Origin of the sequence: Kribbella orskensis (assembly GCF_004342085.1) — a bacterium.
GTDB classification, from domain to species: Bacteria; Actinomycetota; Actinomycetes; order Propionibacteriales; family Kribbellaceae; genus Kribbella; species Kribbella orskensis.
Map to the genome: position 1 here is coordinate 239,389 of NZ_SLWM01000009.1, position 23,769 is coordinate 263,157.

General features: G+C 69.2%; 25 protein-coding genes. 10 read left to right on the forward strand and 15 right to left on the reverse strand.

The features are described from left to right. Positions 1-31: 31 nt before the first annotated feature. The 4 genes from EV644_RS24510 to EV644_RS24525 all read right to left on the reverse strand — a co-directional run bounded on the left by EV644_RS24510 (position 32) and on the right by EV644_RS24525 (position 3,350). A complete protein-coding gene (locus EV644_RS24510) occupies positions 32-856 on the reverse strand; it encodes an ATP-grasp domain-containing protein (RefSeq protein ID WP_132190913.1) in 825 nt (274 codons plus the stop codon). A gap of 75 nt (positions 857-931) precedes the next feature. Continuing rightward, positions 932-2,128 carry a CU044_5270 family protein gene (locus EV644_RS24515; RefSeq protein WP_132190912.1) on the reverse strand — a complete coding sequence of 399 codons (1,197 nt, stop codon included), beginning with the start codon at positions 2,126-2,128 and terminating at the stop codon, positions 932-934. Between the two features lies 1 nt (position 2,129). Next, on the reverse strand, positions 2,130-2,777 hold the full coding sequence (locus EV644_RS24520) for an RNA polymerase sigma factor (protein ID WP_132190911.1): 648 nt from the start codon (positions 2,775-2,777) through the stop codon (positions 2,130-2,132). Positions 2,778-3,017: 240 nt separating this feature from the next. Next, a complete protein-coding gene (locus EV644_RS24525) occupies positions 3,018-3,350 on the reverse strand; it encodes a hypothetical protein (protein WP_132190910.1) in 333 nt (110 codons plus the stop codon). A gap of 121 nt (positions 3,351-3,471) precedes the next feature. On the opposite strand from EV644_RS24525, the gene EV644_RS24530 reads away from it, so the two are divergent. Next, a complete protein-coding gene (locus tag EV644_RS24530) occupies positions 3,472-3,804 on the forward strand; it encodes an STAS domain-containing protein (protein WP_132190909.1) in 333 nt (110 codons plus the stop codon). A 101-nt stretch (positions 3,805-3,905) separates the two neighbouring features. Further along, on the forward strand, positions 3,906-5,915 hold the full coding sequence (locus EV644_RS24535) for a protein meaA (protein WP_132190908.1): 2,010 nt from the start codon (positions 3,906-3,908) through the stop codon (positions 5,913-5,915). Here EV644_RS24535 and EV644_RS24540 read toward each other — a convergent pair. Both EV644_RS24540 and EV644_RS24545 read right to left on the reverse strand, forming a co-directional pair. Beyond that, on the reverse strand, positions 5,912-6,400 hold the full coding sequence (locus EV644_RS24540; RefSeq protein ID WP_132190907.1) for a pyridoxamine 5'-phosphate oxidase family protein: 489 nt from the start codon (positions 6,398-6,400) through the stop codon (positions 5,912-5,914). The genes EV644_RS24535 and EV644_RS24540 overlap by 4 nt on opposite strands. Before the next feature lie 115 nt (positions 6,401-6,515). Next, positions 6,516-7,424: a cyclase family protein gene (locus tag EV644_RS24545; RefSeq protein WP_132190906.1), complete on the reverse strand. Its 909-nt coding sequence runs from the start codon at positions 7,422-7,424 to the stop codon at positions 6,516-6,518. A gap of 50 nt (positions 7,425-7,474) precedes the next feature. Here EV644_RS24545 and EV644_RS24550 point away from each other — a divergent pair, with 50 nt between their 5' ends. Both EV644_RS24550 and EV644_RS24555 read left to right on the forward strand, forming a co-directional pair. Then, positions 7,475-8,368: an alpha/beta hydrolase family protein gene (locus EV644_RS24550; RefSeq protein ID WP_241998680.1), complete on the forward strand. Its 894-nt coding sequence runs from the start codon at positions 7,475-7,477 to the stop codon at positions 8,366-8,368. A 9-nt stretch (positions 8,369-8,377) separates the two neighbouring features. Then, the gene (locus tag EV644_RS24555) at positions 8,378-8,851 is read left to right on the forward strand and encodes a pyridoxamine 5'-phosphate oxidase family protein (RefSeq protein WP_132190905.1); all 474 of its coding nucleotides are present in this window, start codon (positions 8,378-8,380) and stop codon (positions 8,849-8,851) included. Between the two features lie 18 nt (positions 8,852-8,869). Here the strand turns inward: EV644_RS24555 and EV644_RS24560 are convergent, their stop codons facing one another. Together EV644_RS24560 and EV644_RS24565 are read right to left on the reverse strand one after the other, a co-directional pair. Beyond that, positions 8,870-9,571 (reverse strand): isocitrate lyase/PEP mutase family protein, encoded by a 702-nt coding sequence (locus tag EV644_RS24560; RefSeq protein WP_132190904.1) that lies wholly within the window; start codon positions 9,569-9,571, stop codon positions 8,870-8,872. Positions 9,572-9,576: 5 nt separating this feature from the next. Further along, entirely contained in the window at positions 9,577-10,041 is a 465-nt protein-coding gene (locus EV644_RS24565) for a carboxymuconolactone decarboxylase family protein (protein ID WP_132190903.1), read from the reverse strand. Between the two features lie 47 nt (positions 10,042-10,088). Here EV644_RS24565 and pdxR point away from each other — a divergent pair, with 47 nt between their 5' ends. Next, positions 10,089-11,582, forward strand: coding sequence for a MocR-like pyridoxine biosynthesis transcription factor PdxR (gene pdxR, locus EV644_RS24570; protein ID WP_132190902.1), 1,494 nt, complete (start codon positions 10,089-10,091; stop codon positions 11,580-11,582). On the opposite strand, the gene mmuM is transcribed toward pdxR, so the two are convergent. Genes mmuM through EV644_RS24590 form a run of 4 tightly spaced genes read right to left on the reverse strand, consistent with a single transcriptional unit; the run spans position 11,559 to position 15,256 of the window. Continuing rightward, on the reverse strand, positions 11,559-12,446 hold the full coding sequence (mmuM, locus tag EV644_RS24575; protein WP_132190901.1) for a homocysteine S-methyltransferase: 888 nt from the start codon (positions 12,444-12,446) through the stop codon (positions 11,559-11,561). The two genes, pdxR and mmuM, sit on opposite strands and share 24 nt — an antisense overlap. A gap of 5 nt (positions 12,447-12,451) precedes the next feature. Continuing rightward, positions 12,452-13,378 (reverse strand): FAD-dependent oxidoreductase, encoded by a 927-nt coding sequence (locus tag EV644_RS24580; RefSeq protein WP_132190900.1) that lies wholly within the window; start codon positions 13,376-13,378, stop codon positions 12,452-12,454. A 25-nt stretch (positions 13,379-13,403) separates the two neighbouring features. After that, positions 13,404-14,135 (reverse strand): FadR/GntR family transcriptional regulator, encoded by a 732-nt coding sequence (locus tag EV644_RS24585; protein WP_132190899.1) that lies wholly within the window; start codon positions 14,133-14,135, stop codon positions 13,404-13,406. Next, positions 14,132-15,256: an L-talarate/galactarate dehydratase gene (locus EV644_RS24590; protein WP_132190898.1), complete on the reverse strand. Its 1,125-nt coding sequence runs from the start codon at positions 15,254-15,256 to the stop codon at positions 14,132-14,134. The genes EV644_RS24585 and EV644_RS24590 overlap by 4 nt, the downstream gene beginning before the upstream one ends. A 197-nt stretch (positions 15,257-15,453) precedes the next feature. Here EV644_RS24590 and glsA point away from each other — a divergent pair, with 197 nt between their 5' ends. Next, a complete protein-coding gene (gene glsA, locus EV644_RS24595) occupies positions 15,454-16,869 on the forward strand; it encodes a glutaminase A (RefSeq protein ID WP_132190897.1) in 1,416 nt (471 codons plus the stop codon). 96 nt (positions 16,870-16,965) lie between these two features. Here the strand turns inward: glsA and glmS are convergent, their stop codons facing one another. Both glmS and EV644_RS24605 read right to left on the reverse strand, forming a co-directional pair. Beyond that, on the reverse strand, positions 16,966-18,786 hold the full coding sequence (gene glmS, locus EV644_RS24600) for a glutamine--fructose-6-phosphate transaminase (isomerizing) (RefSeq protein ID WP_132190896.1): 1,821 nt from the start codon (positions 18,784-18,786) through the stop codon (positions 16,966-16,968). A gap of 71 nt (positions 18,787-18,857) precedes the next feature. After that, positions 18,858-19,139 carry a hypothetical protein gene (locus tag EV644_RS24605; protein ID WP_241998679.1) on the reverse strand — a complete coding sequence of 94 codons (282 nt, stop codon included), beginning with the start codon at positions 19,137-19,139 and terminating at the stop codon, positions 18,858-18,860. A 253-nt stretch (positions 19,140-19,392) separates the two neighbouring features. Between EV644_RS24605 and EV644_RS24610 the strand changes: the two genes are divergently transcribed. Beyond that, on the forward strand, positions 19,393-21,261 hold the full coding sequence (locus EV644_RS24610; protein WP_132190895.1) for a M4 family metallopeptidase: 1,869 nt from the start codon (positions 19,393-19,395) through the stop codon (positions 21,259-21,261). Positions 21,262-21,369: 108 nt separating this feature from the next. On the opposite strand, the gene nucS is transcribed toward EV644_RS24610, so the two are convergent. Further along, complete coding sequence (nucS, locus tag EV644_RS24615) at positions 21,370-22,029, reverse strand: endonuclease NucS (protein WP_132190894.1); 660 nt, start codon at positions 22,027-22,029, stop codon at positions 21,370-21,372. Positions 22,030-22,101: 72 nt separating this feature from the next. Here nucS and EV644_RS24620 point away from each other — a divergent pair, with 72 nt between their 5' ends. The 3 genes from EV644_RS24620 to EV644_RS24630 are packed head-to-tail and all read left to right on the forward strand — an operon-like array spanning position 22,102 to position 23,767. Beyond that, positions 22,102-22,425 (forward strand): hypothetical protein, encoded by a 324-nt coding sequence (locus EV644_RS24620; RefSeq protein WP_132190893.1) that lies wholly within the window; start codon positions 22,102-22,104, stop codon positions 22,423-22,425. Beyond that, positions 22,422-23,318 (forward strand): class I SAM-dependent methyltransferase, encoded by an 897-nt coding sequence (locus EV644_RS24625; protein ID WP_132190892.1) that lies wholly within the window; start codon positions 22,422-22,424, stop codon positions 23,316-23,318. The genes EV644_RS24620 and EV644_RS24625 overlap by 4 nt, the downstream gene beginning before the upstream one ends. After that, positions 23,315-23,767, forward strand: a complete 453-nt coding sequence (locus EV644_RS24630) for an NUDIX domain-containing protein (protein ID WP_158292918.1) — start codon at positions 23,315-23,317, stop codon at positions 23,765-23,767. The genes EV644_RS24625 and EV644_RS24630 overlap by 4 nt, the downstream gene beginning before the upstream one ends. Positions 23,768-23,769: the final 2 nt, after the last annotated feature.

Here is a 23,769-nt window from a genome sequence, read left to right on the forward strand (position 1 = left end):
GAGTCAGAGCTGCGGAGTCAGAGCTGCGGAGTCAGAACAGGGCGCCGATCAGGTCCGCGGGGTCCCCGGAGGCCGGCCAGTCGCTGACCTGGCCGTCGCCGAGCTCGACGATCCGCCAGGCGCCGTCGGTACGCCGTACCAGGTCGACCGTCACGAAGGGGAGCGACAGGTTCGCGACGAGTGGTTCGACCTCGACCAGGTCGAGCCCGCCGGGGAGCTGGTCGGGGGTGTCCGGGTGCGGGGTGACCAGGGCGCAGCGACCGCCGATCCACCAGGTCCGCGCCTCCGCGCCGGTGAACTCCTCGAACCGCCGCAGCACGAACCCGCCGGTGAACGCGTCGCCCCGGAGCTCCAGGAACCGCTCGGCGACCCGGCGTACGGCGGCCCGATCCGCGACGTCGGGGATGAACGCGGCCTCGTCCCAGTAGTGCTTCATCGACTTCACGAAATCCCGCAGTACTGCGGGGCCGCCGCCGAGGTGGTCGGCCACGGCATCGAGTCCGGCGAGATCCAGCCCGTCGGTCCAGGCGGACTCCGGGGTCAGGGGACGCAAGGCCCGGTACCAACCGGGGAGCTCGTGGGCGACGCGGTACTCCTCGCCGTTGGTCCGCAAGGTGACTCCGCGCGCGTCGAGCGCTTTGGCCATCCGCTCGTACTCCTCGGCGGACATCATCCAGCCGCGGTAGACCGCGTCGTCGCCCATCGGCACTCCCGCGACCGCCTCGTCCGGCCGGTCCAGCGCGTCATGGTCCATCCGCGCGACGGTGATCCCCAGCTCCCGCGCGGCAGCGGCCTGTGGCGCGAAGTGCGGATCCACCCGGCGCGGGTTCAGCGGGTCCCCCGGTACCAGCAACATGCCTGAATTGTGGCTGGCCCGGTCCGTCCGCGCCTCCTGTTTCCGCGCGTTGCCCGGCGACGGCCAAGAGCCCGGTCAGCGGATTGCGGGCGAGGGGGGTTTGGGGGAGTCGTCGGTCCAGCCGGATTCGAGGACCACGCTCGCGCCGCGCTTGATGCCGGTCGTCTCGGAGCTGAGCAGCCGGCCGGTGGTCGGTTCGATGATGTAGCTGGTGCCGCCGTCACCGAACACGGTCTTGCGGGCGGTCGGTCCCTTCACCGAGGACGGCCACGCCATGGTGATCCGGGTGCCGCTCCGGCCGATCGGGTCCTTGACGTTCTCCTTGTACTGCGTGCCAGGTAGCTCGGACAGCACCCGCAGCGCGGCACCCCGCAACTTCGGGGGCGACGGCATCTCGAAGAGCAGTCGCCCCGCCGCGTTGAACACCACGTAGTCGATCTCGCCCGCCGAAGCACCCGGCTCGGCGCCGCGGGCGAGCACCGCGCGCAGCTTGACCGGATCGGTCGGCAACGCCTGGATCTGCTGGGCGGTGACCGGCTTGATCCCGCTCAGGTAGTACCCCGGCGGCACCTCCGCGAAGGTCATCTTGCGGATGGTCGGCTCACCCGCCGCCATCGTGACCGGGTCCACCTCGTGGTCGAGTTGCCACGACTTGGGCGAGCCCTGCGCCTTCCACCTGGCTGTGTCGGCGGGTGTTGCCGGGCGCGCGCCGAGGTCGACCCAGCCGAACCAGGACTCGACGCCCTGCTTCATCGGCATCCAGCTCTCGGTGATGTTCCGCCGCTCGAGGTGGTACTTCTTGCCAGGGGCACCGACCTCGGTGGTCGCCCGCATCTGCAGGCTGCGGACGCGGTAGTACTTGCCCGACACCTTCGCGTCGACCTCTTGCCTGACCGCGACCGCCATCAACACCTGGCTGGCCGTCATCAGCCGCGGCGTCGGCGTCACGGTGCTCGGCACCGGCGTGGCGTCCGGACCTGAGCCGGGGGACAGGATCAACGGCGTCGCCAGCGCGGCGAGCGCCACGGCCGCCGCCGTGGCGGTCAGCGCCACCCCGACCCGACCAGACCGGGCTGCCGCGTGCCACCGATCGCGCCGCCGACTCATCACCGCTCCGGGCGCCGTCGCCGCCCCGCGCGCCGTTGCCGTCTGGCGAGTTGCCGCCGCCTCGCGGGCCAGCGCCTGGACCTGTTGCCGCGCCTGCGCGGTCACCTCGGCCGATGGGCCGGGCTGCTCGGGGTACGCCGCGCGGATCTTGTGCAACTCGTCCATGTCAGTCCCCGTCGCGATCGGCAGTCGGGTCGGTGTGGCCGAGGTTCTCCCGGACCACCCGCCGGGCCCGGGACAGGCGTGAGCACACCGTCCCGTAGGCGATGCCCAGCGCGGCCGCGACCTCGTCGTAGGAGAGTTCCCCGAGCGCCACGAGCATCAGTACTTCGCGGTCCCTGGCGGACACCTTCGCCAGCGCTGCCGCGAGTTGCCCACTTGTCGCCTGCGCGGTGACCTGCTGGGCGACCCGCTCCTCGTGGCTCCCCGACGCCGTCGGCAGCGGCAGCCTGGCAGTGGCACGCCAAGCCCGTACTTCGTCGCGGCGGTGCCGGCGGATCAGGTTGGTGGCGATGCCGTACAGCCAGGCCCGGACCACGCCGCTGCGGCTGTCGAACCTCGCTCGCTGCCGGAAGGCGATCAGGAACGTCTCGGACGCCAGATCGTCGGCGATGTCCGTGCCCAGCCGGCGAGCGACGTACGAGTGGACCTGCGGGAAGTAGCGGTCGAAGATCAGCGTGAAGCGATCCGGTTCGCGGGCCGAGGCCTCCAGGATGGATGCATCCTCGTACGGCGCCGCCGTGGCAGGCGCAGTCGGGGTCGCCAGGGACCGGCCGGGCAACGCGAGCGTCGCCAGGGCGAGGTCGGGCGTCATCGAACTCCTCACGCTGGTGCCTCCGGCGGGACCTCCCGATCCGGTGGCGGCGGTGCCACCCTCCGGTTCACCTTGTTCTTGTCCGATGTCCCCAGACCCCTTCTCGTACCCCTCGATCCCCGGGGTCAAGACGCGCGGGAGCGCTCTCCGGATGACACGCCCGGGGAGCGTTGTGACGAAAAAAGTGCGGTCAGCTCACGAAGTGGGCGCGATCACGCCCAGCATGTGAGCAAACCGGGCTCAGCGAGCCTTCAGGAAGCCGCGGGCGGCGGCTTCGTCGGCCGGCCAGACGTAGACGGACCAGCCGTCCTTGGTCCGGGCCGCGGTCGCCTTGACACCGAAATCCTTCAGCATCGACACGCTGACCCGCGCCTCGTTGTAGGTCCGGACGGTGTGGACGTCGACCAGCAGTCCGAAAGTGTCGCGTTCAGCCGGTGAGTAATCAGTACGGCGCACCAAGGAGCCGCCCTTGGCCTTGGAGAAGGCCCAGCGGGTCAGCAGCACCATGCCGCCGGCGAACGCGATGGCCACCAGCGGGAAGAGGAAGTACTGGTCGGCGAACACAGACACCATTGTCTCGCGAAATGGAAGGTCTCGACCCCTTGGCAACCTTTCGGGTCGCCAGGGAGTCTTTACCAACACACGCTGCAGCGGCCGACATTCGGGGGTCGCCGGAAGAGCGGAGGGCGCGGACATGCTTGCACCGACCCATGACGCAGTACGAAGCCAGGAGAACATCGTCCGGCTGTCCGGACTGCTGGACGTCCGCTCGGTCGGCGACGTCCGCCAACTCCTGAACGACCTGATCGACAACTCCGCGGGCGACGTGATCGTCGACCTGGGTGCCGTCGACGCGATGGACGCCACCGGCCTCGGCCTGCTGGTCGCCACCCACCGCCGCACCCAACTCCTCGGCCGCCAACTGGTCCTCCGCCACCCGGTCCCGTCAGTCGTCCGCATCCTCGCGGTCACCCGCCTGCACCGGATCCTCAACGTGGAGCGGCTGCCCCTTCCCATCTCCGCCTGACAGCCCCTCCCGGGGCGGAGTCTTCGTTGTGACCTAGGCCGCTGGTGACACCCGTCACGAGGTAGGGACTCACAAGGGCACACAGTCCTACTCTCGGGTACATGACGACCGAGAAGGACCGGGGTGGTGGGGCGGGGAGGGCATTTGATCGCCCCTGGGTGATGCGGACGTATGCCGGCCACTCGTCGGCCGCGGAGTCGAACGCACTCTTCCGGCGGAACCTGGCCAAGGGCCAGACGGGGCTCTCGGTGGCGTTCGACCTGCCCACCCAGACCGGGTACGACGCGGACCACCCGCTGGCCAAGGGCGAGGTCGGCAAGGTCGGCGTACCGGTCGCGCATCTGGGTGACGTGCGCGCGCTGTTCGACCAGATCCCGCTCGCGCAGATGAACACCTCGATGACGATCAACGCGACCGCGATGTGGTTGCTCGCGCTCTACCAGGTCGCCGCGCAGGAGCAGGGCGCGCTGCCGGACGAGCTCACCGGAACGACCCAGAACGACATCGTCAAGGAGTACCTGTCCCGCGGTACGTACGCCTTCCCGCCGGACGCGTCGCTGCGGCTGTCGACGGACCTGATCGCCTACACGGTCTCGAACGTGCCGAAGTGGAACCCGATCAACATCTGCAGCTACCACCTGCAGGAGGCCGGCGCGACCCCCGTGCAGGAGTTGGCGTTCGCCCTGTCGACGGCGATCGCAGTACTGGACCGGGTGCGGGACGGCGGACAGGTGCCGGCCGAGCGGTTCGGTGACGTGGTGCAGCGGATCTCGTTCTTCGTGAACGCCGGGGTGCGGTTCATCGAGGAGACCTGCAAGATGCGCGCGTTCGTCCGGCTCTGGGACGACGTCTGCCTCAACCGGTACGGCGTGACGGACGCCAAGGCGCGCCGCCTTCGCTACGGAGTACAGGTGAACTCGCTCGGGCTCACCGAGGCGCAGCCCGAGAACAACGTGCAGCGGATCGTGCTGGAGATGCTCGGCGTGACGCTGTCCAAGAACGCGCGGGCCCGGGCAGTTCAGTTGCCGGCCTGGAACGAGGCGCTCGGGTTGCCCAGGCCGTGGGACCAGCAGTGGTCGTTGCGGATGCAGCAGGTGCTCGCCTACGAGTCCGACCTGCTCGAGTACGACGACATCTTCGACGGGTCGCACGTGATCGAGGCGAAGGTGGACGAACTCGTCGGCGGCGCGCAGGCAGAGATCGACCGGGTCCGGGCGATGGGCGGCGCCGTGGTCGCGGTGGAGTCGGGCTACCTCAAGCAGGCCCTGGTCGCGTCGCACGCCGAGCGGCGGCAGCGGATCGAGTCCGGCGAGCAGGTGGTTGTCGGGGTCAACAAGTTCGAGAACACCGAGCCGTCGCCGTTGACCGCCGACCTGGACGCCGCCATCCAGGCGGTGGACCCCGAGGCCGAGGCGGCCGCGCTGAAGTCGCTGCAGGAGTGGCGTTCCCAGCGCGACAACAAGGCCGTCGAGGAGGCGCTCGGGAAGTTGCGCGAGGCCGCGAAGGGCACCGAGAACCTGATGCAGGCGACTCTCACCTGCGTCCGGGCCGGTGCGACGACGGGGGAGTGGTCCGGAGTACTGCGGGAGATGTTCGGCGAATACCGTGCGCCGACAGGGGTTTCCGGCTCGGTCGGGGTCTCCGGTGGTGGCGAGGCGATCGCGGCCGTGCGGGCGAAGGTGACGTCGACCTCGGAGGAGCTCGGCGGCCGGTTGCGGTTCCTGGTCGGCAAGCCCGGTCTGGACGGCCACTCGAATGGCGCGGAACAGGTCGCGGTACGGGCTCGTGACGTCGGCTTCGAGGTGATCTACCAGGGGATCCGGCTGACCCCCGAGCAGATCGTCGCCGCGGCCGTCGCGGAGGACGTGCACTGCGTCGGCCTGTCGATCCTGTCCGGCTCACACATGGAGCTCGTGCCCCAGGTCGTCGCAGGCCTCCGCGAAGCCGGCCTCGAGGACGTCCCGGTCGTCATCGGCGGCATCGTCCCCGACGCCGACGCCCGCACCCTGCTCGGCGCCGGCGTAGCCGCCGTCTACACCCCCAAGGACTACGACCTCACCGGCATGATGTCCAGCGTCGTCGAAGTCATCCGCCACGCGAACCATCTCTAACCCTGCTGCTTCTCCGCGATCAGGTCCGCGACCGCCTTCGGGATGGTGGTCTCGAAGTCGAGCAGCTTGACCCAGTCCGGGGTGACGGTGATCCGGACCATCTGGTCGTACAGGGCCTTCACGCCGGCCGTCCATTCCTGGTGCTGGTCGGCGGTCATCACCTTGGCCCCGGCGATGATGTAATCCTCCGGTACGCCGTCCTCCAGCTTCAGCTCGGTGGTGCCGCGGATCAGCAGGACCTTCGGCGGGAAGCCCTCGGTGTCGATGGTGAGCGCGACCCGGGGGTTCTTGCGCAGGGCCTTGACCTTGGCGGCCTTCGGCACGGTGAAGATCTGCAGGCGCTCGCCGTCGAAGAGGAAGCCGATCGGCACGACGCGCGGGTCACCGTCCAGGCCGACGTAGGAGAACCGGGCCGGGATGGCGCCGGTCAGCAACTGCTGGGAGTACGGCTTGGCCAGGATCTCGGCGATCTCGGTGCTGTTCACGGTGTGCTTCCTCTCGTCTGCTGGACTTGCTTACATCAGGGGGACGAAGCCGACCGCACCATCTCTACATCCTCGGCAGGCCTTTTCAGCGATTCGAGTTTCAGCGATTCGAGTTTCAGCGGATCGTGGCGAAGGCCCGGACCGGAAAGGTGCCGAGACCCTCGATCCGGGGAGCGGTGGCGGTGAAGGTGGCGCCGAGGGGCGGGACCTGTGCCAGATTGGTCAGATGTTCGACGATCGCGACACCCGCGCCCAGCAGCAGGCTGTGCGCCGGGCGCGTGCCGTCGGTCATGTCGTCGATGTTGGCCGCGTCGATCCCGACCAGCACCGCGCCGCGCTCGATCAGCCACTCGGCGCCGTCCCGGGTCAGGAAGTGCGCGTCCTCGACGTACTGCGCGGTGCCGAAGCGCGCGTCGTCCCCGGTGTGCAGCAGCACCGCCTTCCCCTCGACCTCGTACGGCGTGAGCGTGACGGCGTCGATCGTGAGTCGGCCGCTGTCCTCCACCCGCACGACGACCGCCGGCAGGTCGATGGTTCGCTCGAGCGTGTAGCCGGTGAGGTCGTGCCCGTCGCGATACCGGTGGAACGGGCTGTCCAGGTAGGTGCCGGTGTTCGTCACCATCGAGATCCGGCCGATGTCGAACTCGGTCCCCGGCGCGTAGATCTCCCGCGATGCCTCCCTGGTCAGGTGTTTGCCGAGCTCCGGCCCCGGGAGGTTCGGCAGCGTCACCATCCTGTCCCGGATCACGTGACTCAGTTCCACGTACTCCGGCCGCCCGCCGATCGGCGTACCGGCGGCGGCCGGGCCTCCGCGCGTGCCCTTGTGGGCGGCCTCGACGATCTCCAGTTTGTCGAGCACGACGTCACCGGCCATCAACAGCCCGAGCGAGTCGAGGAACAGCGTGCCGACCTCTCCGGGCGTGACGTCCGGAGACGGGACGTCGACGAAGAAGCCCTGCGCCTGCAGACCGCCTCCGTTGGTGAACGTGACTGTTGCGTCGAACCGCGCGCGGTAGGTGCTCATGGTCATCATCCTCACCGATCCTGGGCTGCCGTGGGGCCGGACCTCTCCTCATGATGACTCGCCGCACGTTGCTCACCGCCGGCGCGCTCGCCGGCCTCGCTGGGCTGACGGGTGCCGGCGGACTCGCTGGGTGTGGAGCCGATCCAGAAGACTCGAGCGCGGGGTCAGGTGCGACGTCGGCAGGGCCGGTCGACGTGCGGTACGGCGACGACGACTCGCAGGTGGCCGAGCTGCATTGGCCGGCGGGGGATGGCAAGGTGCCGGTCGCGGTGGTGATCCATGGCGGGTTCTGGATGAGCGGGTACGGGATGGAACTCGCCACGCCGCTCGCGAAGGACCTGGCCACGGTGGGGATCGCGGGGTACGCGATCGAGTACCGGCGGATGGGGAACGGCGGCGGATGGCCGGCGACCTTCGAGGATGTCGCCGCGGCCATCGATGCTCTGAAGGATCACCCTCGGGCTGATCTCGACAAGGTTGTCGCGGTCGGGCACTCCGCTGGTGGTCACCTGGCCGTTTGGGCCGCGAGTCGCCCGGGCCTTCCTGCGGGAGCACCGGGTGCCTCGCCGCGTGTAGTACTGGTCGGTGCGGTGTCGCAGGCCGGCGTACTGGATCTGGTGAACGCCTACGACGTCCAGCTTGGTGGGGACGCGATCGCATCGTTCGTCGGTGCGACGCCCGAGGAGGATCCGGCACGCTACGAGCTGGCGTCGCCGTACGAGCGCTTGCCGTTGAAGGTGCCGGTCGCCTTGGTGCACGGGACCCGGGACGGGCAGGTGCCGCTCGACCAGAGCCGCCGGTACCGCGCGGCCGCCGCGAAGGCCGGGGACGACGTCAAGCTGACGGAACTGCCGGACATCGGGCACTTCGAGCTGATCGACCCCTACCACCAGGCATGGTTGACGTGCCGGGCGGAGACGAAACGGCTGCTCGGACTGACCTGAGGAGGAGTCATGCCGGACCGAGTCGAGACCGCCCGCCAGTTGATCACCGACAACCTGTACATGGCGTTAGGCACGGCTGACGAGAGCGGTACTCCGTGGGTGAGTCCGGTCTTCTTCACACCGCATGAGTTCACGGACTTCTACTGGGTCTCCTCGCCCGACACCCAGCACTCGCGCAACATCGCCGGCCGGCCCGAGGTGAGCATCGCGATCTTCGACACGCATGCCGTCGTCGGGACTGCCGAGGCTGTCTACTGCAAGGCCACCGCTCAGCAGGTGCCGGACGAGGAGCTGGAGGCAGCCGCCGCCATCTACAACAGCAAGCTCCCGGACACGCGCGCTTTCCCGCCCTCCGAACTGGTCGCTCCGGCGATCTTCCGCCTTTACCGCGCCACCGTTCACGAGCACTCGGTCCTTGTGCGCGGCGGCGATCCCGAACTCGGCAAGGGCCACGACTCCCGGCTGGTCATCACCCTTCCTTGAGCACCGAGTCCTTCCGCTCTAGGTGAGGTTCGGCAGGAGTTGGCGGAGGGCTTCGGTGGTGTAGGTGTGGAGGCTGGTGCCGTACGAGATCCGGGTCGCGCCGAGGGCGATCAGCTCGGCGGCGGTCGGGCCGTCCGGAAATGCGTGGGCGTTGACCGGGCCGCCGATCTCCTCGACCAGCGTCGGGAGGACCGGCAGCGGAGCGACGATCGGGTAGACGCAATCCACTCCGGCACGCCGGTAGGCCCGGCCGCGGGCGATGGCCTCCTCCAGGTTCTTGTTGACCAAGAAGGTGTCGATCCGCGCGTTGATCACCAGATCCGCTCCGGCGACCGCCCGTACTTCGGCCAGGTAGTCCGCCTGGCGCTGGACCTCGACCATCTCCCGGTCGAGCGAGTCCTCGAGGTTGCAGCCGACCGCGCCGGTCTCGAGCACCCGCTCGACGAACTCCTTCGGAGGCAGCCCGTACCCCGCTTCCAGGTCCGCGGTCACGGGTACCTCGACCGCCCGGGCGATCCGGGCGACCGCGGCGAACATCTCCTTCGGCGGAGTCAGCTGCCCGTCGTCGTACCCGATCACCCGCGCGACCGCTCCGCTGCTGGTGGCGATCGCCGGGTAGCCGGCCTCGGCGATCGCCCGTGCGCTGACCGGATCCCACGCGTTCGGCAGCACCAGGGGAGTAGGTCCGTGGTGCATCGCCCGGAAGGCTACGGCGGTCATGGCCGTCAGCTCGGGTTGTAGTGGCCGGGCTCCATCCGCCCGGTGACCCCGACCCGGGTCCAGGCGTTGATGGTGATGATCAGGCCGATCAGCTGGGCGAGTTCCTTCTCCTCGAAGGCGTTCGCGGCGATCTCGTACACGTCGTCCGGGACATGGTCGACGCTGATCAGGGTGATCGCCTCGGTCAGCTCCAGCGCGGCCTGCTCCTTCTCGCTGTAGAACTTCCGGGCCTCGCGCCAGGCGCTGAGCAGGTACAGCCGCTGCTCGGAGTCGCCCTCGTGGCGGGCGTCGATGGTGTGCATGTCCAGGCAGTAGGCGCAGCCGTTCAGCTGGGACGCGCGGATCCGGACCAGGTTCACCAGGAGCGGGTCCAGTCCGGTGGTGGACTGCGCGTCGAGGGCGATCAGGGCCTGGTAGAAGTCGGGCGCGTGGGTGGCGATCTTGACTCTGCGGTGGGTCGCTGTGCTCATGACAACCACGGTAGGCGTGAATCGGCCCAGGTGTATGGTCCACTTCCATGGAAGATCCAGGGGCCAATTCCGTGCCGGCGGCTGATGCGGCAGAGGCGGTGGGGACGGGAGCCGACCTGCATCTGGACCTCGGAGCGAGGCGTGGACGAAATGACCTGATCCAGGCCCTGCACGAGTCGATCCGGAGCGGCCGCCTGGCGCCGGGCACCCGGTTGCCGTCGTCGCGATCCCTGGCGAAGGACCTCGGGATCGCCCGCAACACAGTCGCCGACGCCTACGGCCAGCTGGTCGCCGAAGGCTGGCTGACCGCCCGCCAGGGCTCCGGCACCCAAGTCGCCGACCGCACCACCTACGCCGACCGCACCACTTTCGCCAACCGTACGACCGTCGCGGACCGCACCTCCGTCGCCGACCGCGCCACGTCCGCTGACCACGGCGCCTCTACCAGCCAGTTGCCGACGGCAACCGAGTGGCGGTACGACCTGGCGCCCGGGTCGCCGGATGTGTCCACCTTTCCGCGCAGTGAGTGGCTGGCGGCGGCCCGGAAGGCGTTGCCGGCGGCACCCAACGAGGCTTTCGGGTACGGCGATCCGCGCGGGCGGATCGAGCTGCGGCGGACGATCGCGGACTACCTCGCCCGGGCGCGCGGAGTACGGGCTGATCCGGAGCGCATCCTGATTTGCTCGGGGTATGTGCAGGCGCTGAATCTGCTGAGCGAGGTGCTCGCGTCGCAGGGCGCGACCACGATTGCCGTCGAGGAGTTCGGCTACGACCTGCACTGGGACGTGATCCGGTCGCGCGGCCTCGACCCGGTCCCGGTGCCGGTGGATGAGCAAGGAGTACGGGCTGATCTGCTCACGGGCCAGGCCGCGCTACTTACTCCGGCGCACCAGATGCCTCTCGGAGTTCCGCTCGCTCCGGACCGGCGTACGGCGGCTGTCGAGTGGGCGCGCGAGACGGGCGCGATCCTGATCGAGGACGACTACGACGGGGAGTTCCGGTACGACCGGCAGCCCGTCGGCGCCTTGCAGGCGCTGGATCCCGAGCGCGTGGCGTACACCGGTACCGCGAGCAAGAGTCTCGCGCCCGGGCTGCGTCTCGCCTGGATGGTGCTGCCGGAACACCTGATGGAGCCGGTGCTCGCCGCGAAGCGCACGGCGGACCTCCTGACGGCCACGTTGGACCAGTTGATCCTCGCGGAGTTCATAGCCGCCGGCCACTACGACCGCCACGTACGCCGTGCCCGCCTCCACTACCGCCGCCGCCGAGACCACCTGGTCGAACTCCTGGCCGTCCGTGCCCCCGCAGTCAGAGTGGCCGGCATCTCGGCCGGCCTCCACGTGCTGCTCGACGTAAAGGGTGAGGCGAAGGACATGGTCGACCGTGCGGCCAGACAAGGTCTGAAGGTGGCCTCGCTCGACAGCTACCGGTTCAAGTCGGACCCGTCTGCTCGCCAGGCTCTGGTGGTCGGCTACGGCACCCCGCCAGACCATTCCTACAACGGAGCCCTGGATCTTCTATGCCAGGTCCTGGGTGTCTAGAGCCCGGGCCAACGCACTGATGTCACCCGGCCCGACTCGGCAGCAGCCACCCACATAGGTCGCGCCGGCAGCCGCCCAACCGTGCGCAAGCGTCGCGCTGGATGTCGCTCCACCGGTCCAGCGACGACCACCTGCGTCCCACTCCTCCCCGCTGTTCGGATAGGCGACAGCCGGCTTCCCTGTCACCGCGACCGCGGTCTCCACAGCAGCCTGTACGTCGCCCGGCGCGCAGCAGTTGATGCCAACAGCAACAACCGCCGTACTCCGCCCAGCAACCGCGAAGGCATCCTCCAACGGTTGCCCGGCTCGAGTGCGGTCGCCCTCGATAGAGTAGGAAAACCAAGCAGGAAAGGCCAATTCGTTCAACAGCTCGACCAGTACCTCCGCCTCGTCGACGTCCGGAATCGTCTCCACCGCGAGCAGATCGGGGCCAGCGGCAACCAGCAGTTCGAGCCGCGCCAGATGAAACTCGCGCAGGAAAGCACGACTCACCCCATAGCGACCCCGGTACTCCGACCCGTCGGCGAGCACCGCTCCATAGGGCCCGACAGACGCCGCCACGAGCCGCCGAACCCCATCGTCAGCCAGCGAATCCCGCACTTCACGCGCGAGAGTCACGCTGCTCCCGATCAACCGCTCAGCCTCATCGCGCGGGACCCCAGCGCGCTCGAAGCCGCTCACACTCGCCTGATAGCTGGCGGTGGTCGCCACAGCGGCCCCGGCGTCGTAGTACGAGCGATGCACGGCCGCGATCTCGCCAGGCGCGTCTCTGAGCAACCGGGCCGACCAGAGGGCGTCGGACAGATCGTGGCCGCGGTCCTCGAGGGCGTTCGACATCCCGCCGTCCAGGACGACAGTCTGCATGGTGGTCAGCCGGCCTCGCGGACGAGGTCGAGGACCTCGTCGGCGCAGCCCCACGACAGGGTGACGCCGGCGCCGCCGTGGCCGTAGCAGTGGATGATCCTTTGAGGGCCGGCGTGGACGGCTTCGCAGCGGACCGCGGGGCGGGCTGGGCGGAGGCCTACTCGGTGGCGAAGGATCTTGGCCTTGCGGAGTTGGGGGATCAAGTCGGTCGCGCGGGCCAGGAGTTGTTCCGCGGTCTGCTGGTTGACGGAGAGATCCCAGCTGTCGGGTTCGTTGGTGCCGCCGACGACCACGTCGTTTTCACGCGGCACGACGTACGTGAGGTCCCTGGGGTTGCGGTCGGCGATGAGCCATTCGGTGAGACCGGGCTGCTCGACCGTGAGGACCTGGCCGCGCACTGGGGTCACAGTCGGGTCGCTCGCGGTCAGGCGAGCTCCGAGGCCGGCAGCGTTGACGACCACGTCTGCCGCGGTGGGGAGGGCCGAGAGTGCGGCGCGGGTGAGCGTTCCACCGGCGGACTCGAGGCGCTTCACCAGGTAGGGCAGGTAGACCGGCATCTCGATCACCGGCGCCGTGAACGACCAACCGTCACTGAAGCCGGGCGGAGGCGACCCGACCCGCTCCAGATCCGGTACTGCGCTCGCCCAGACCGGGGTCGGCCTCGGATCGACCAAGTACTCGCGGCCCTGGCGGAGGCGGACCGAGGGCTCGGACTCGGCGAGCTTGCTGAACTCTTCGTACGACGCGCGCGACCACGCGGCCACCCGGTCCTCAGGCGCGGACAGGAACGGGTACCAGATCGCTGCCGCGACCGCCGAGGTCGTCTCCAATGGCAGGTCCCGCGCGAACACGGCGACGTCGTACCCGGACTCGGCCAGCCGGACGGCACAGCTGAGCCCGATCACGCCGGCACCCACCACGATCACGCGCATCTCCGCATTCTGTCCTGGCCCGGCCTCACCCGCCAGTGGGAGCCGTTGTTGCCGAAGGCACCTGGAGACGGTGACGGGTGTTCGAGAGGTGGACCCGGGCGGCGGCGCGGGCGCCCTCGGGGTCGGAGCGGGCGATCGCGTCGTGGATGTTCTCGTGCTCGACGATCACCCGGGTGAAGTGCGCTTGGTCGGCCACCGAGTACGACTGGTCGAGCCGGGTGCGCGGCAACATGATCATCATCGGGCCGAGGGATCCCAGCAGTTCGCTGTAGAAGCGATTCCCGGAGGCGGCCGCGACCTTCAGATGGAAGGTGAAGTCCGCCTCGACCACCTTGCCCGGCCGAGTACGGCGAAAGTCGTCCAAGGCCCGGCCGATCGCCTTGAGCTGATGCTCGGTACGCCGTACCGCCGCGAGCCCGGCAGCCTCGACCTCGATCCCGATCCGGAAGTCGAGCAGGTCCAGCACATCGCGGTGCGAGCGGACCCGGGACGTGTCGAGCGAGAACTCGCGAGCCGGCTCCGGCAGGTCGAGAACGAACGAGCCGCGGCCCTGGAACGTCTCCACCAGGCCTGCCGCCTGCAGGCGGGAGATCGCCTCGCGCACCACGGTGCGGCTGACCCCGAACTCGCTCACGAGCGAACTCTCGGGCGGCAGTTTCTGCCCGGGCTCGATCTCCCCGCCGAGGATCCGCTCCCTCAGCCGCTCGACCAACTCGTGCGCCAGCCCACGACCGGTCTCCCGATCCAGCTCGCTCATCGGATCCCGAACTCGCAGGAGTCGACGGTCCACGCCTCACGCTGCTCGCTGGTGGTGAAGCCCAGCCCGGGCCGGTCCGGCACCAGCATCCGCCCGTCCACGGTCTCCAGCCGCTCGTTGAACAGCGGGTCGAGCCACTCGAAGTGCTCGACCCACGGCTCCCGCGGGTACGCCGCCGCCAGGTGCAGGTGGATCTCCATCGCGAAGTGCGGCGCCACCTGCAGACCGTGGTGGTCCGCCAGCGCCGCCAGCCGCAGGAACGGCGTGATTCCACCGATCCGCGGTGCATCGGGCTGGAGGATGTCCGCGGCCCGCGCGTCGATCAGCCGGACGTGCTCGGCAACGCTGGTCAGCATCTCGCCGGTCGCGATCGGGGTGTCCAGGTCGGCCGCCAGGTGGGCATGCCCTTCGGCGTCGTAGGCGTCGAGGGGTTCCTCGATCCAGACCAGGTCGAACTCCTCGAGCGCGCGCCCGACCCGGAGCGCAGTACTGCGGTCCCACTGCTGGTTCGCGTCGACCATCAGCGGGACGCCGGCGCCGAGGTGATCGCGGACGGCCCGGACCCGGGCCAGGTCCATCCTGCTGTCCGGCTGGCCGACCTTGAGCTTGATCCCGCCGATGCCGGCGGCCAGGGACTTCGATGCGCGCTCCTTGACCTCCTCGATCGGCGCGTGCAGGAATCCACCTGAGGTGTTGTAGGTGCGCACCGAGTCGCGATAGGCACCGAGCAGCTTGGCCAGCGGCAGTTTCGCGCGCTTGGCCTTCAGGTCCCACAGGGCGATGTCGATGGCGGCGATCGCCTGGGTGGCGACCCCGGACCGGCCGACCGACGCGCCGGCCCAGAGCACCTTCTCGTACACGCGGCCGATGTCCGACGGATCCTCGCCGAGCAGGTTGTCCGCGACCTCCTTGGCATGGGCGTACTGCGCCGGTCCGCCCGCCCGCTTGGAGTAGCTGAACCCGATCCCGTGCTGGTCGTCCCGGGTGGCGATCTCGGCGAACAGCAACACGATCTCGGTCATCGGCCGCTGGCGCCCGGTCAGCACCTTGGCATCGCTGACCGGGTGATCGAGAGGAAGGACGACGGAGGACAGGCTGACGTGGCGGATCCGATCGTTCATCGACTCATCATACAAGTAGCCAGCTTGTGTGATGAGTTTGCCGCTCAGTGGGCACTGCGGTCGCCTTGATATCTGCGTAACAACAGGGACCATCTTCGGAAACATCTGCCGGGAAGGCTGCTGCTCGGCCGACACCGTCGTCGCGCAGTGGCCGCTTCGCGCGCGCCTCATCTGGCCACCAGCGGAAGGAACCAGCGATGGACCTGTCGGAGACGGCACGGCGCAGCCTGTTCGACGCACTCGACACCGACCGGGCGAACGTGGTCTGGAAGTGGAAGTTGCTCGAGGAGCTGAAACAGTCCGGGCTGCAGAGCGACGATCCGCGGGTCGAGCGTGCCCTGACTGGAGCGCTGAGCGGTGCGCTGACTAACGGCTCCGGCTTCGAGCCCGGGCAGCCCGAGTGGCTCGATTTCGAACAGTTCTCGAGGGCCGTGCAGGAGCCGGTGATCGGGCGGGCATTGCAGGGCGAGCTGGCGGTGTCGCCCGCGGAGTTCGCGGAACTCACCCGCGGCATCGAGCAGATCTATGCGGACCTGCTGCCGGACCGGTCCGGCGAGGTCGCGCAGTACATCCCGACGCTCCGCGACGCCGACCCGGACAAGTTCGCGATCGCGATCTGTACGGCGGACGGCCAACTGTTCCAGATCGGCGACACAGGCCTCGGGTTCAGCGTGCAGTCGACCTCGAAGCCGTTCAGCTACGCCATGGCGCTGGAGCAGTTCGGCTCGGCGGAGGTGCACAAGTGGGTGGGCCAGGAGCAGAGCGGCGGAACCTTCAACGATCCCAGGTTGTCCCTGGATGCGGCCGGGAAGCCGCAGAACCCGATGATCAACGCCGGAGCGATCGCGACCCTCGCGCTGGTCAGACCTCAGCTCGAGGTGTCCGAGCGGTTCGCCCAGGTCGAGCAGACCTGGACCCGGATGATGGGCCGCTCGCCAGGGTTCGACCACCGGACGTTTCTGGCCGAGCGGGACACCGGGCACGGCAACCGTGGTCTCGCCAACCTGATGGCGGCCAAGGAGATGCTCAATGTGGACCCGACGGACCGGGACGCCCCCCAGAAGGCGGCCGAGTTCTACTTCGCGGTCTGTTCGCTCGAGGTCGACACCAGAGGGCTGGCGGCGGCGGGGGCCACCCTGGCCAACGGCGGCGTCGCGCCGTACACGGGTGAGCGGGTGTTCTCCCAGGAGACGGCCGGGCGGGTCCTGTCCGTGATGGGGCACAGCGGTATGTACAACGACTCGGGCGAGTTCTCCGGCCAAGTCGGGCTGCCGGCCAAGAGCGGCGTATCGGGCAACGTGATGATGGTGGTGCCGGAGAAGCGGCTCGCGGTCGTGACGTTCTCGCCGCGGTTGGACGCTGCCGGAAACTCAGTGCGCGGACGCGAGGTCTGCCGCCGGCTGGTCCAGGACTTCGGTCTGCACCCCTACGCGCAACTGGGCGGCGAACGCGGGAGGCAGCACGACGCGACAACTGAGGCAGCCCGGCACGCCTTCGGTGGCGTCGCGAAGGCCGGCAGTGCGAGCGGTGCCATGACGACCGGCTCCCGGGCCGCAGCCACGACAGCTTCGCCGGCGGCCAGTCAGCGCAGTGCCGGACCGGAGCTCCGATAGGCGGAGTCGCAGGCCGTAACAATGCGCTTGTCCCCGCGGCGCTGAGCGCGGCGGGGACAAGCGCATGGTCGTTGTGATGGGCCGGCGGTCCGGTGGCTACTCGACGGTGACGGACTTGGCCAGGTTGCGGGGCTTGTCGACGTCGTGGCCGAGCGCGACCGCCGCGTAGTACGCGAGGATCTGCAGCGGGATGGTGAGCAGGATCGGGTCGAGCTCCGGCTCGTTCTTCGGTACCACGATCACCGCGGCCGCGCCGGCCGGGATCTCCACGCCCGGGTGCGTCACGACGTACAGCGGGCCCGAGCGGGCGGCGATCTCGTGCAGGGCGCCGATGTTGCGGTCCAGCAGCTCGTCGTCCGGGACGATGGCGACGCTCGGCACGTCCGGCGAGATCAGTGCCAGCGGGCCGTGCTTCAGCTCGGAGGTCTGGTACGCCTCGGCGTGCCGGTAGGAGATCTCCTTCAGCTTCTGGGCGCCTTCGCGGGCGACCGGGTAGCCGCGGGTCCGGCCGACGAAGAACAGGCTCTCGTGCTTGGAGAGGCGGCCGGCGATCTCGGCCAGCGACTCCTCCTGGTCGACGATCGCCTGGATCTGCGCGGGAATCTTCTTCAGGCCCTCGATCAGCCGGCGGCCGTCGGCGGGGGAGACGTCGCGGATCCGGCCGAGGTGGATGCCGAGCATCGCGAACGCGACCGCCATGTTCGTCAGCGCCTTGGTGGACGCCACCGAGACCTCGGGACCGCCGTGCAGGTAGACGCCGCCGTCGACCTCGCGGGCGATGCTGGAGCCGACCGCGTTCACCAGGCCGATCACCCGGCCACCCTTGCGCTTGAGTTCCTGGACGGCCACCAGCGTGTCCAGGGTCTCGCCGGACTGGCTGACCGCGACGTACAGGGTGTCGCGCTCGACCACTGGGTTGCGGTAGCGGAACTCCGAGGCAGGCTCGGCGTCGGCGGGGATCCGGGCGACCTCCTCGATGAACTGCGCGCCCATCTGGCCGGCGTAGTACGCCGAACCGCAACCGAGGATCTTGACCCGCTTGATCTCCCGGGCCTCGCGGGCGTCCATGTTCAGGCCGCCCAGGTGGACGGTGTGGAAGCGCTCGTCCAGCCGGCCGCGGATGGCCCGGCCGACCGCGTCCGGCTGCTCGTGGATCTCCTTCATCATGAAGTGCTCGTGCAGGCCGCGCTCGTACTCGTCGGCCTCCCACTCGACCGTCTTGGCGGTCTTGGTGGTGGGCGCGGCGTCCTGGGTGAAGGTGCGGTAGCCGTCGGCACGGACGGTGGCCAGCTCGCCGTCGTCCAGGTAGACGACCTGACGGGTGTAGCGGATCAGCGCGGCCGCGTCGGAGGCGACGTGCATCTCGCCGTCGCCGATGCCGAGAATCAGCGGGCTGCCGTTGCGGGCGACCACGATCCGGTCCGGGAAGTCCAGGTCGATCACGGCGATGCCGTAGGTGCCCTCGATCCGGCGCAGGGCGGCCATCACCTTCTCCTCGAGCGTGTTGCCCTCGGCCTGCTCGATCAGGTGCGCGAGCACCTCGGTGTCGGTCTCGGAGCGCAGCTTGACGCCGGCTTCCTCCAGCTGGGCCCGCAACGCGCCTGCGTTGTCGAAGATGCCGTTGTGCACGACGGCGATCCGCTCGTTGCCGCTGGCATGGGGGTGCGCGTTGTCCTTGCTCGGACCGCCGTGGGTCGCCCACCGGGTGTGGCCGATGCCGAGCTTGCCGCCGAACCGCTTCGGCAGCGAGGCCTCCAGCTCACGAACCCGGCCGGCGTCCTTGTGCACCTTCAGCTCGCTGGACCCGAGTACGGCGACACCGGCCGAGTCGTAGCCGCGGTACTCCAGTCGCGCCAGTCCGTCCACCAGGATGGGCGCGGCCGGCTTGGTGCCGACGTACCCGACGATTCCGCACATGTGTTCATGCCTTTCGGAGGTTGTCGTGGAAAGGCCCGCCGTGCCGGCGGGCTCACGGGGTGATGTCGCCGTCAGCCGTAGACGATCCGTCGTAGCTGCCGGGTGGAGAGTTCGGGAGAGCGCACCGGCCAGTGCCGCAGCTCGGTGCCGAGCCGGGCGAAGATCTCGTCGTTGCGGGCACCGTAGGTCTGCAGTTCGCGGTGCCGGCGCCGGACGTACTCTTCGGTGGTCTCGGTGAAGTAGGCCAGGACGTCGGCGACCACCCGCCGCGCGTCGTCCGGCGGAAGTCCGGTCGTCCGGCTGATCTGATCCGCGAGTTCGTCTACCGGACCCGCCGCCGCCTCACTGATCACCCGTCAACTGTGCAGTGTCTTAGGGGCCAACGCCAAGGTCTTGCCCGAAATCGGGCAAATTTCGCTGTTCGGGCAGGAAGTGGCCAGACCGGGACCGGGCGTGGACGCTACTCCTGTCACCCCGCCCGAGTGAAATCGACGCGCCCGGTCCCGGTATCCGGAGCCAGGGGAACGACTGCTTTGTACGGGCGACTTCTCGGGGCAGGAGTTCGGCCGACCCGTCGACGTTCCCTTCGACTGGGAAGGCCCTGTCATGCACCGATCAACCGTCGTGGTCGCGATCGCGGCCCTCGCACTGGCCACCGCCGGCGGCACCACCGCTACCGCCGGGCAGGCGGCCACCACTCCACTCCCGGGCGGGTCGATAGCCCTGTCCGGAGCTGACGCCGGTACCTTCGCCATACCGCCGGGGATGGTGAAACTCTGGACCGCCGACCGGGCCGGCGGCGGTACCCAGACCCGCTACCAGCAGATGGTCGGCGCCGCCAGGGTCCTCGGCGGCCAGTTGACCGTGCTGGCCGACAAGTCGGGCCGGACCACCGCCGTGGTCGGCGCGTACTTCCCGGGCCTGAAAGCCAAGAACAGTGCCTCGGTGTCGGCCGCGGGCGCCCGCGGTATCGCGGCGAAGCGGGTCGGAGCCGCAGGCGAGTGGTCGTCCGCCCTGCGGATCGATCCCAGCGACGGGCGACTCTTCCACCAGGTCGTGACCCAGCGCGCGGATCAGCGCTGGGTGCAGTGGGTCGACGCCACTTCCGGCGCGGTCAAGAAGCAGTACGACGCAGTCGCGCACGGCGACGGGACCGGAGTGAAGGGCGACCCCAAGACGTTCTCCACCATCCAGGTCGGCAGCACCTTCCTGCGCTCGGCCGACGGCCGCCAGGAGACGTACGACGCCGGGAACATGCAGGTGCGGGGCACGATCATGACCGACAGTGACGACCACTGGAACTTCAACAAGCCGAAGTTCCTGTCACCCAGCCAGGCGCCGGGCGTGGACGCGCACTACTACACGGCCGTGGTCGACGACTTCTACGCCGATGTCTTCGGGCGGAACAGCGTCGACGACAAGGGCATGCCGCTGATCTCGACCGTGCACTTCGCGAACCGCTACTGCAACGCGTTCTGGAACGGCGTGCAGATGACGTACGGCGACGGCGACGGAACCAGTTGCCTGCCGCTGTCCGGCGGCCTCGACGTGGTCGGGCACGAACTCACCCACGGCGTCACCGAGTTCACCTCGAACCTCATCTACGAGAACCAGTCCGGGGCGCTGAACGAGTCCTTCAGCGACATGATGGGCAACACGATCGAGTTCTACGCGGCCCAGAACCGCCGGGACCCGGCCGGGTCGCCGGATTGGCTGATCGGCGAGGACGTCATCAAAGCACCGGACATCGTACTGGCCTTCCGGAACATGGGCGATCCGCAGGAGGACGCCGATCCGGACCACTTCAGCGAATTCATCGTGACGACGGCAGACAACGGTGGTGTGCACTCCAACAGCGGCATCCCGAACCATGCCTACTACCTGGCCGTCAACGGCGGCAAGAACGTCGGCTGTGGCGGGAGCCTGAGCGGTCACACGCACACGGCGGACTGCGACGTCACGGTGCCGGCGATTGGACTGGACCGAGCCGCGCAGGTCTTCTACGACGGATTCACCAGCCTGCCGGAGTTCGCGAACTTCTGCGACGCCCGCAACTCCCCGGTCGCAGTAGCGGGATCGAGCCGGGCCGCGGTCAGCGCCGCCTGGGCAGCAGTCGGCGTCCACTCCGGTTGCACGCCTGCCACTCCGCCGCCTCCGCCCTGCCTCAGCGACCCAGATGCCACCGTCCCGTTCGGGTCGCCGCACCCGTACGGCAACAACGGCGACTGCACCTGGACCTATGACAACGGCACCGGTGGGTTCGCGTTCCACTTCAGCCTGCTCGACACGGAGAAGAACTTCGACTTCGTCATCGTGTCCGACGGCGCCGGTAACGAACTGGCCCGCTACACAGGCCAGGATCGCAACGGTGCGACCTCACCGTGCATCACCACCCCGACCGGCTCGGTCCGCCTCGTGACCGACCAATCCGTGGTGGCGCAAGGCTTCACCGTGGACGCGGTGGTCGCCTGCTGAGCACCTTTCGTCAAGTCCGGTGAGGACGGCCGACCCACCGTCCTCACCGGGACCCGTGCAGCCACGTGTCACCGACGCTGAACCGTTCCTGTCAACGGGCCGGGCGGGTCAGAACAGGCGCAGTACGTCGGATTCCATCCCGCGGAGGGCGTCGTAGTCGACGGTGACGCATTCCAGGCCGCGGTCGGTGGCGAGGAACTGGGCCTGGGGCTTGATCAGCTGGGCGGCGAAGATGCCGCGGACCGGGGCGAGCAGCGGGTCGCGGTTCAGCAGTTCGACGTACCGGGTGAGTTGTTCCACGCCGTCGATCTCACCGCGGCGCTTGATCTCGACGGCGACGTGCCTGCCGTCCGCGTCACGGCAGAGCAGGTCGACCGGGCCGATCGCGGTCGGGTACTCGCGCCGGACCAGGGTGAACCCCTCGCCGAACGTGTGCACGTGCTCGGCCAGCAACTCCTGCAGGTGCGCCTCGACGCCGTCCTTGATCAGGCCGGGGTCGAGCCCGAGCTCGTACGACGAATCGCTGAGCACCTCCTCGAAGGTGATCCGCAGTTCCTCGCCGGCCTTGTTGGTGACGCTCCAGACGCCTTCCTCCTCCGTCAGCCTGCACGGGGGAGACATCCAGTTGAGCGGCTTGTACGACCCGCCGTCGGCGTGGATCAGCACGGACCCGTCCGCCTTCACCATCAACAGCCGCGGCGCCATCGGCAGATGGGCGGTCAACCGGCCGGAGTAGTCCACTGAGCAACGAGCAATCACCAGGCGCACGAAGAAGCACGGTAGTGCACTCGGCGGGCGGGGTTGATGGCGCGTGGGGTGTGTTGCTGAGAAGCTGCCGGTATGAAGCCGAAGATCAGCCTGCAGGCCAGAACGGAGTACGAGGCGGTCGCGGTGGGGCTGGAGCCCGCCGGGGTGGTGCAGGGCAGCATGTTCGGGATGCCGTGCCTGAAGATCGAGAAGAAGATGCTCGCCGGGCTGTACGGCGACGCGATGACGTTCAAGCTGCCGCCCGAACCGCGCGAGGAGGCACTCGCGCTGGCCGGCGCCGAGCACTTCGACCCCGGCATGGGCCGGCCGATGAAGGAGTGGGTGGTCGTTCCGCTCGAGCACGCGGCCAGCTGGCCCAGGTTCGCGGAGCAGGCACTGGAGTTCGTCCGCGGATGAACCTGATGTGCCCGGCGCGGCTCATCGTCCTGCCGCCCGCCTACCGAGGCAGCCTGACGGGCGAGCGGATCGCCCGGGTCTACGCGAGCGCGGATGTGGGGGCGCCGGCCGGGCTGCTGGCCGCGAACCTGGGGGTCCAGCTGGTGGCGCTGCCGTCCGGGCCGGGCGACGAGGTGCTCCGAGAGATCGCGGACCAGCATCGCGGTGAGACGGTCGCGGTGATCGCGCCGACCCTGGACCTGCCGATCGCGCTGCCGGCGGGCCGGGTGGTGATCGAGCACGACGGCGACGGGTGGTCGATCCTGCCGAGCGCCAACGAGGTCACCCTGGCCACCTATGAGCAGGCGGCGGACCGGTTCCGGGAGTCGATCCCGCGTGATCCCAACGGCCCGCTGCTCGAGCTGCTCGACCTGGCCGGTGACCGGCTCCGCCCGGGCGCGACCGTCCTGGAGCTGGGGAGCGGGACCGGACGGGATGCCGTGGAGCTGGAGGAGCGCGGCTATCGCGTACGGCGTACCGACGCGGCCTGGTCGTTCGTCGAGATGATGCGGGCGGACGGGTTCGAGGCAGGCCGGCTGAACGCGTTGGTGGACGACTTCGGCGGGCCTTATGACGTGGTCTTCGCCGATGCCGTTTTCCTGCACTTCGACCCCGACCAGCTGGCCGTCGTACTGCGGAAGGCGCGGGAGGCGGCGGGTCTGCTCGCGTTCACCACGCGCGAAGGTGATGGCGACGAGTGGTCGAACCGGTATCTCGATCTCCCACGGCACTTCACGATGTGGCAGGAGGAACCGTTGCGGCAGTTGCTCACCGACACCGGCTGGACCGTGCTGCACCTGGAGCGCCACCAGTCGCGGGTCGGCGGCTGGTTCTACGTCCTGGCGACCGCGTGATCCGGGCGGGGATCCTGCTGTGCACCGAGCTGGGCGTCGCGGCGATCGAGCGCGTCCGGGAGGGGAGGACGTACTACGTACTGCCGGGCGGGCAGGTCGAGGAGGACGAGAATCCGGTGGAGGCCGCCGCCCGGGAGGCCTACGAGGAGCTCGGGGTGATCGTGAAGATCCGAGGGCTTGTCGCAGTGGTGCACTTCGGGCTGAGTACGCAGCTGTATTACCGGGCCGAGATTCTCAGCGGCGACTTCGGGTCCGGCACGGGAGAGGAGATGTCGAGCCCGGCCGAGTCGGAGAGCGGCAGCTACCGGGCCGTGTGGATCGAGCCGCGGCAGCTCGCAGTACAGGACGTGCGGCCAAAGCTGATCGCCGCCGCGTTGGAGGCGGCGCCGGACCCGGAGCGGCTCCTGGACGCCTGGGAGAACACTCCGGCGGTCTTCGAAGAGGTGTGAGG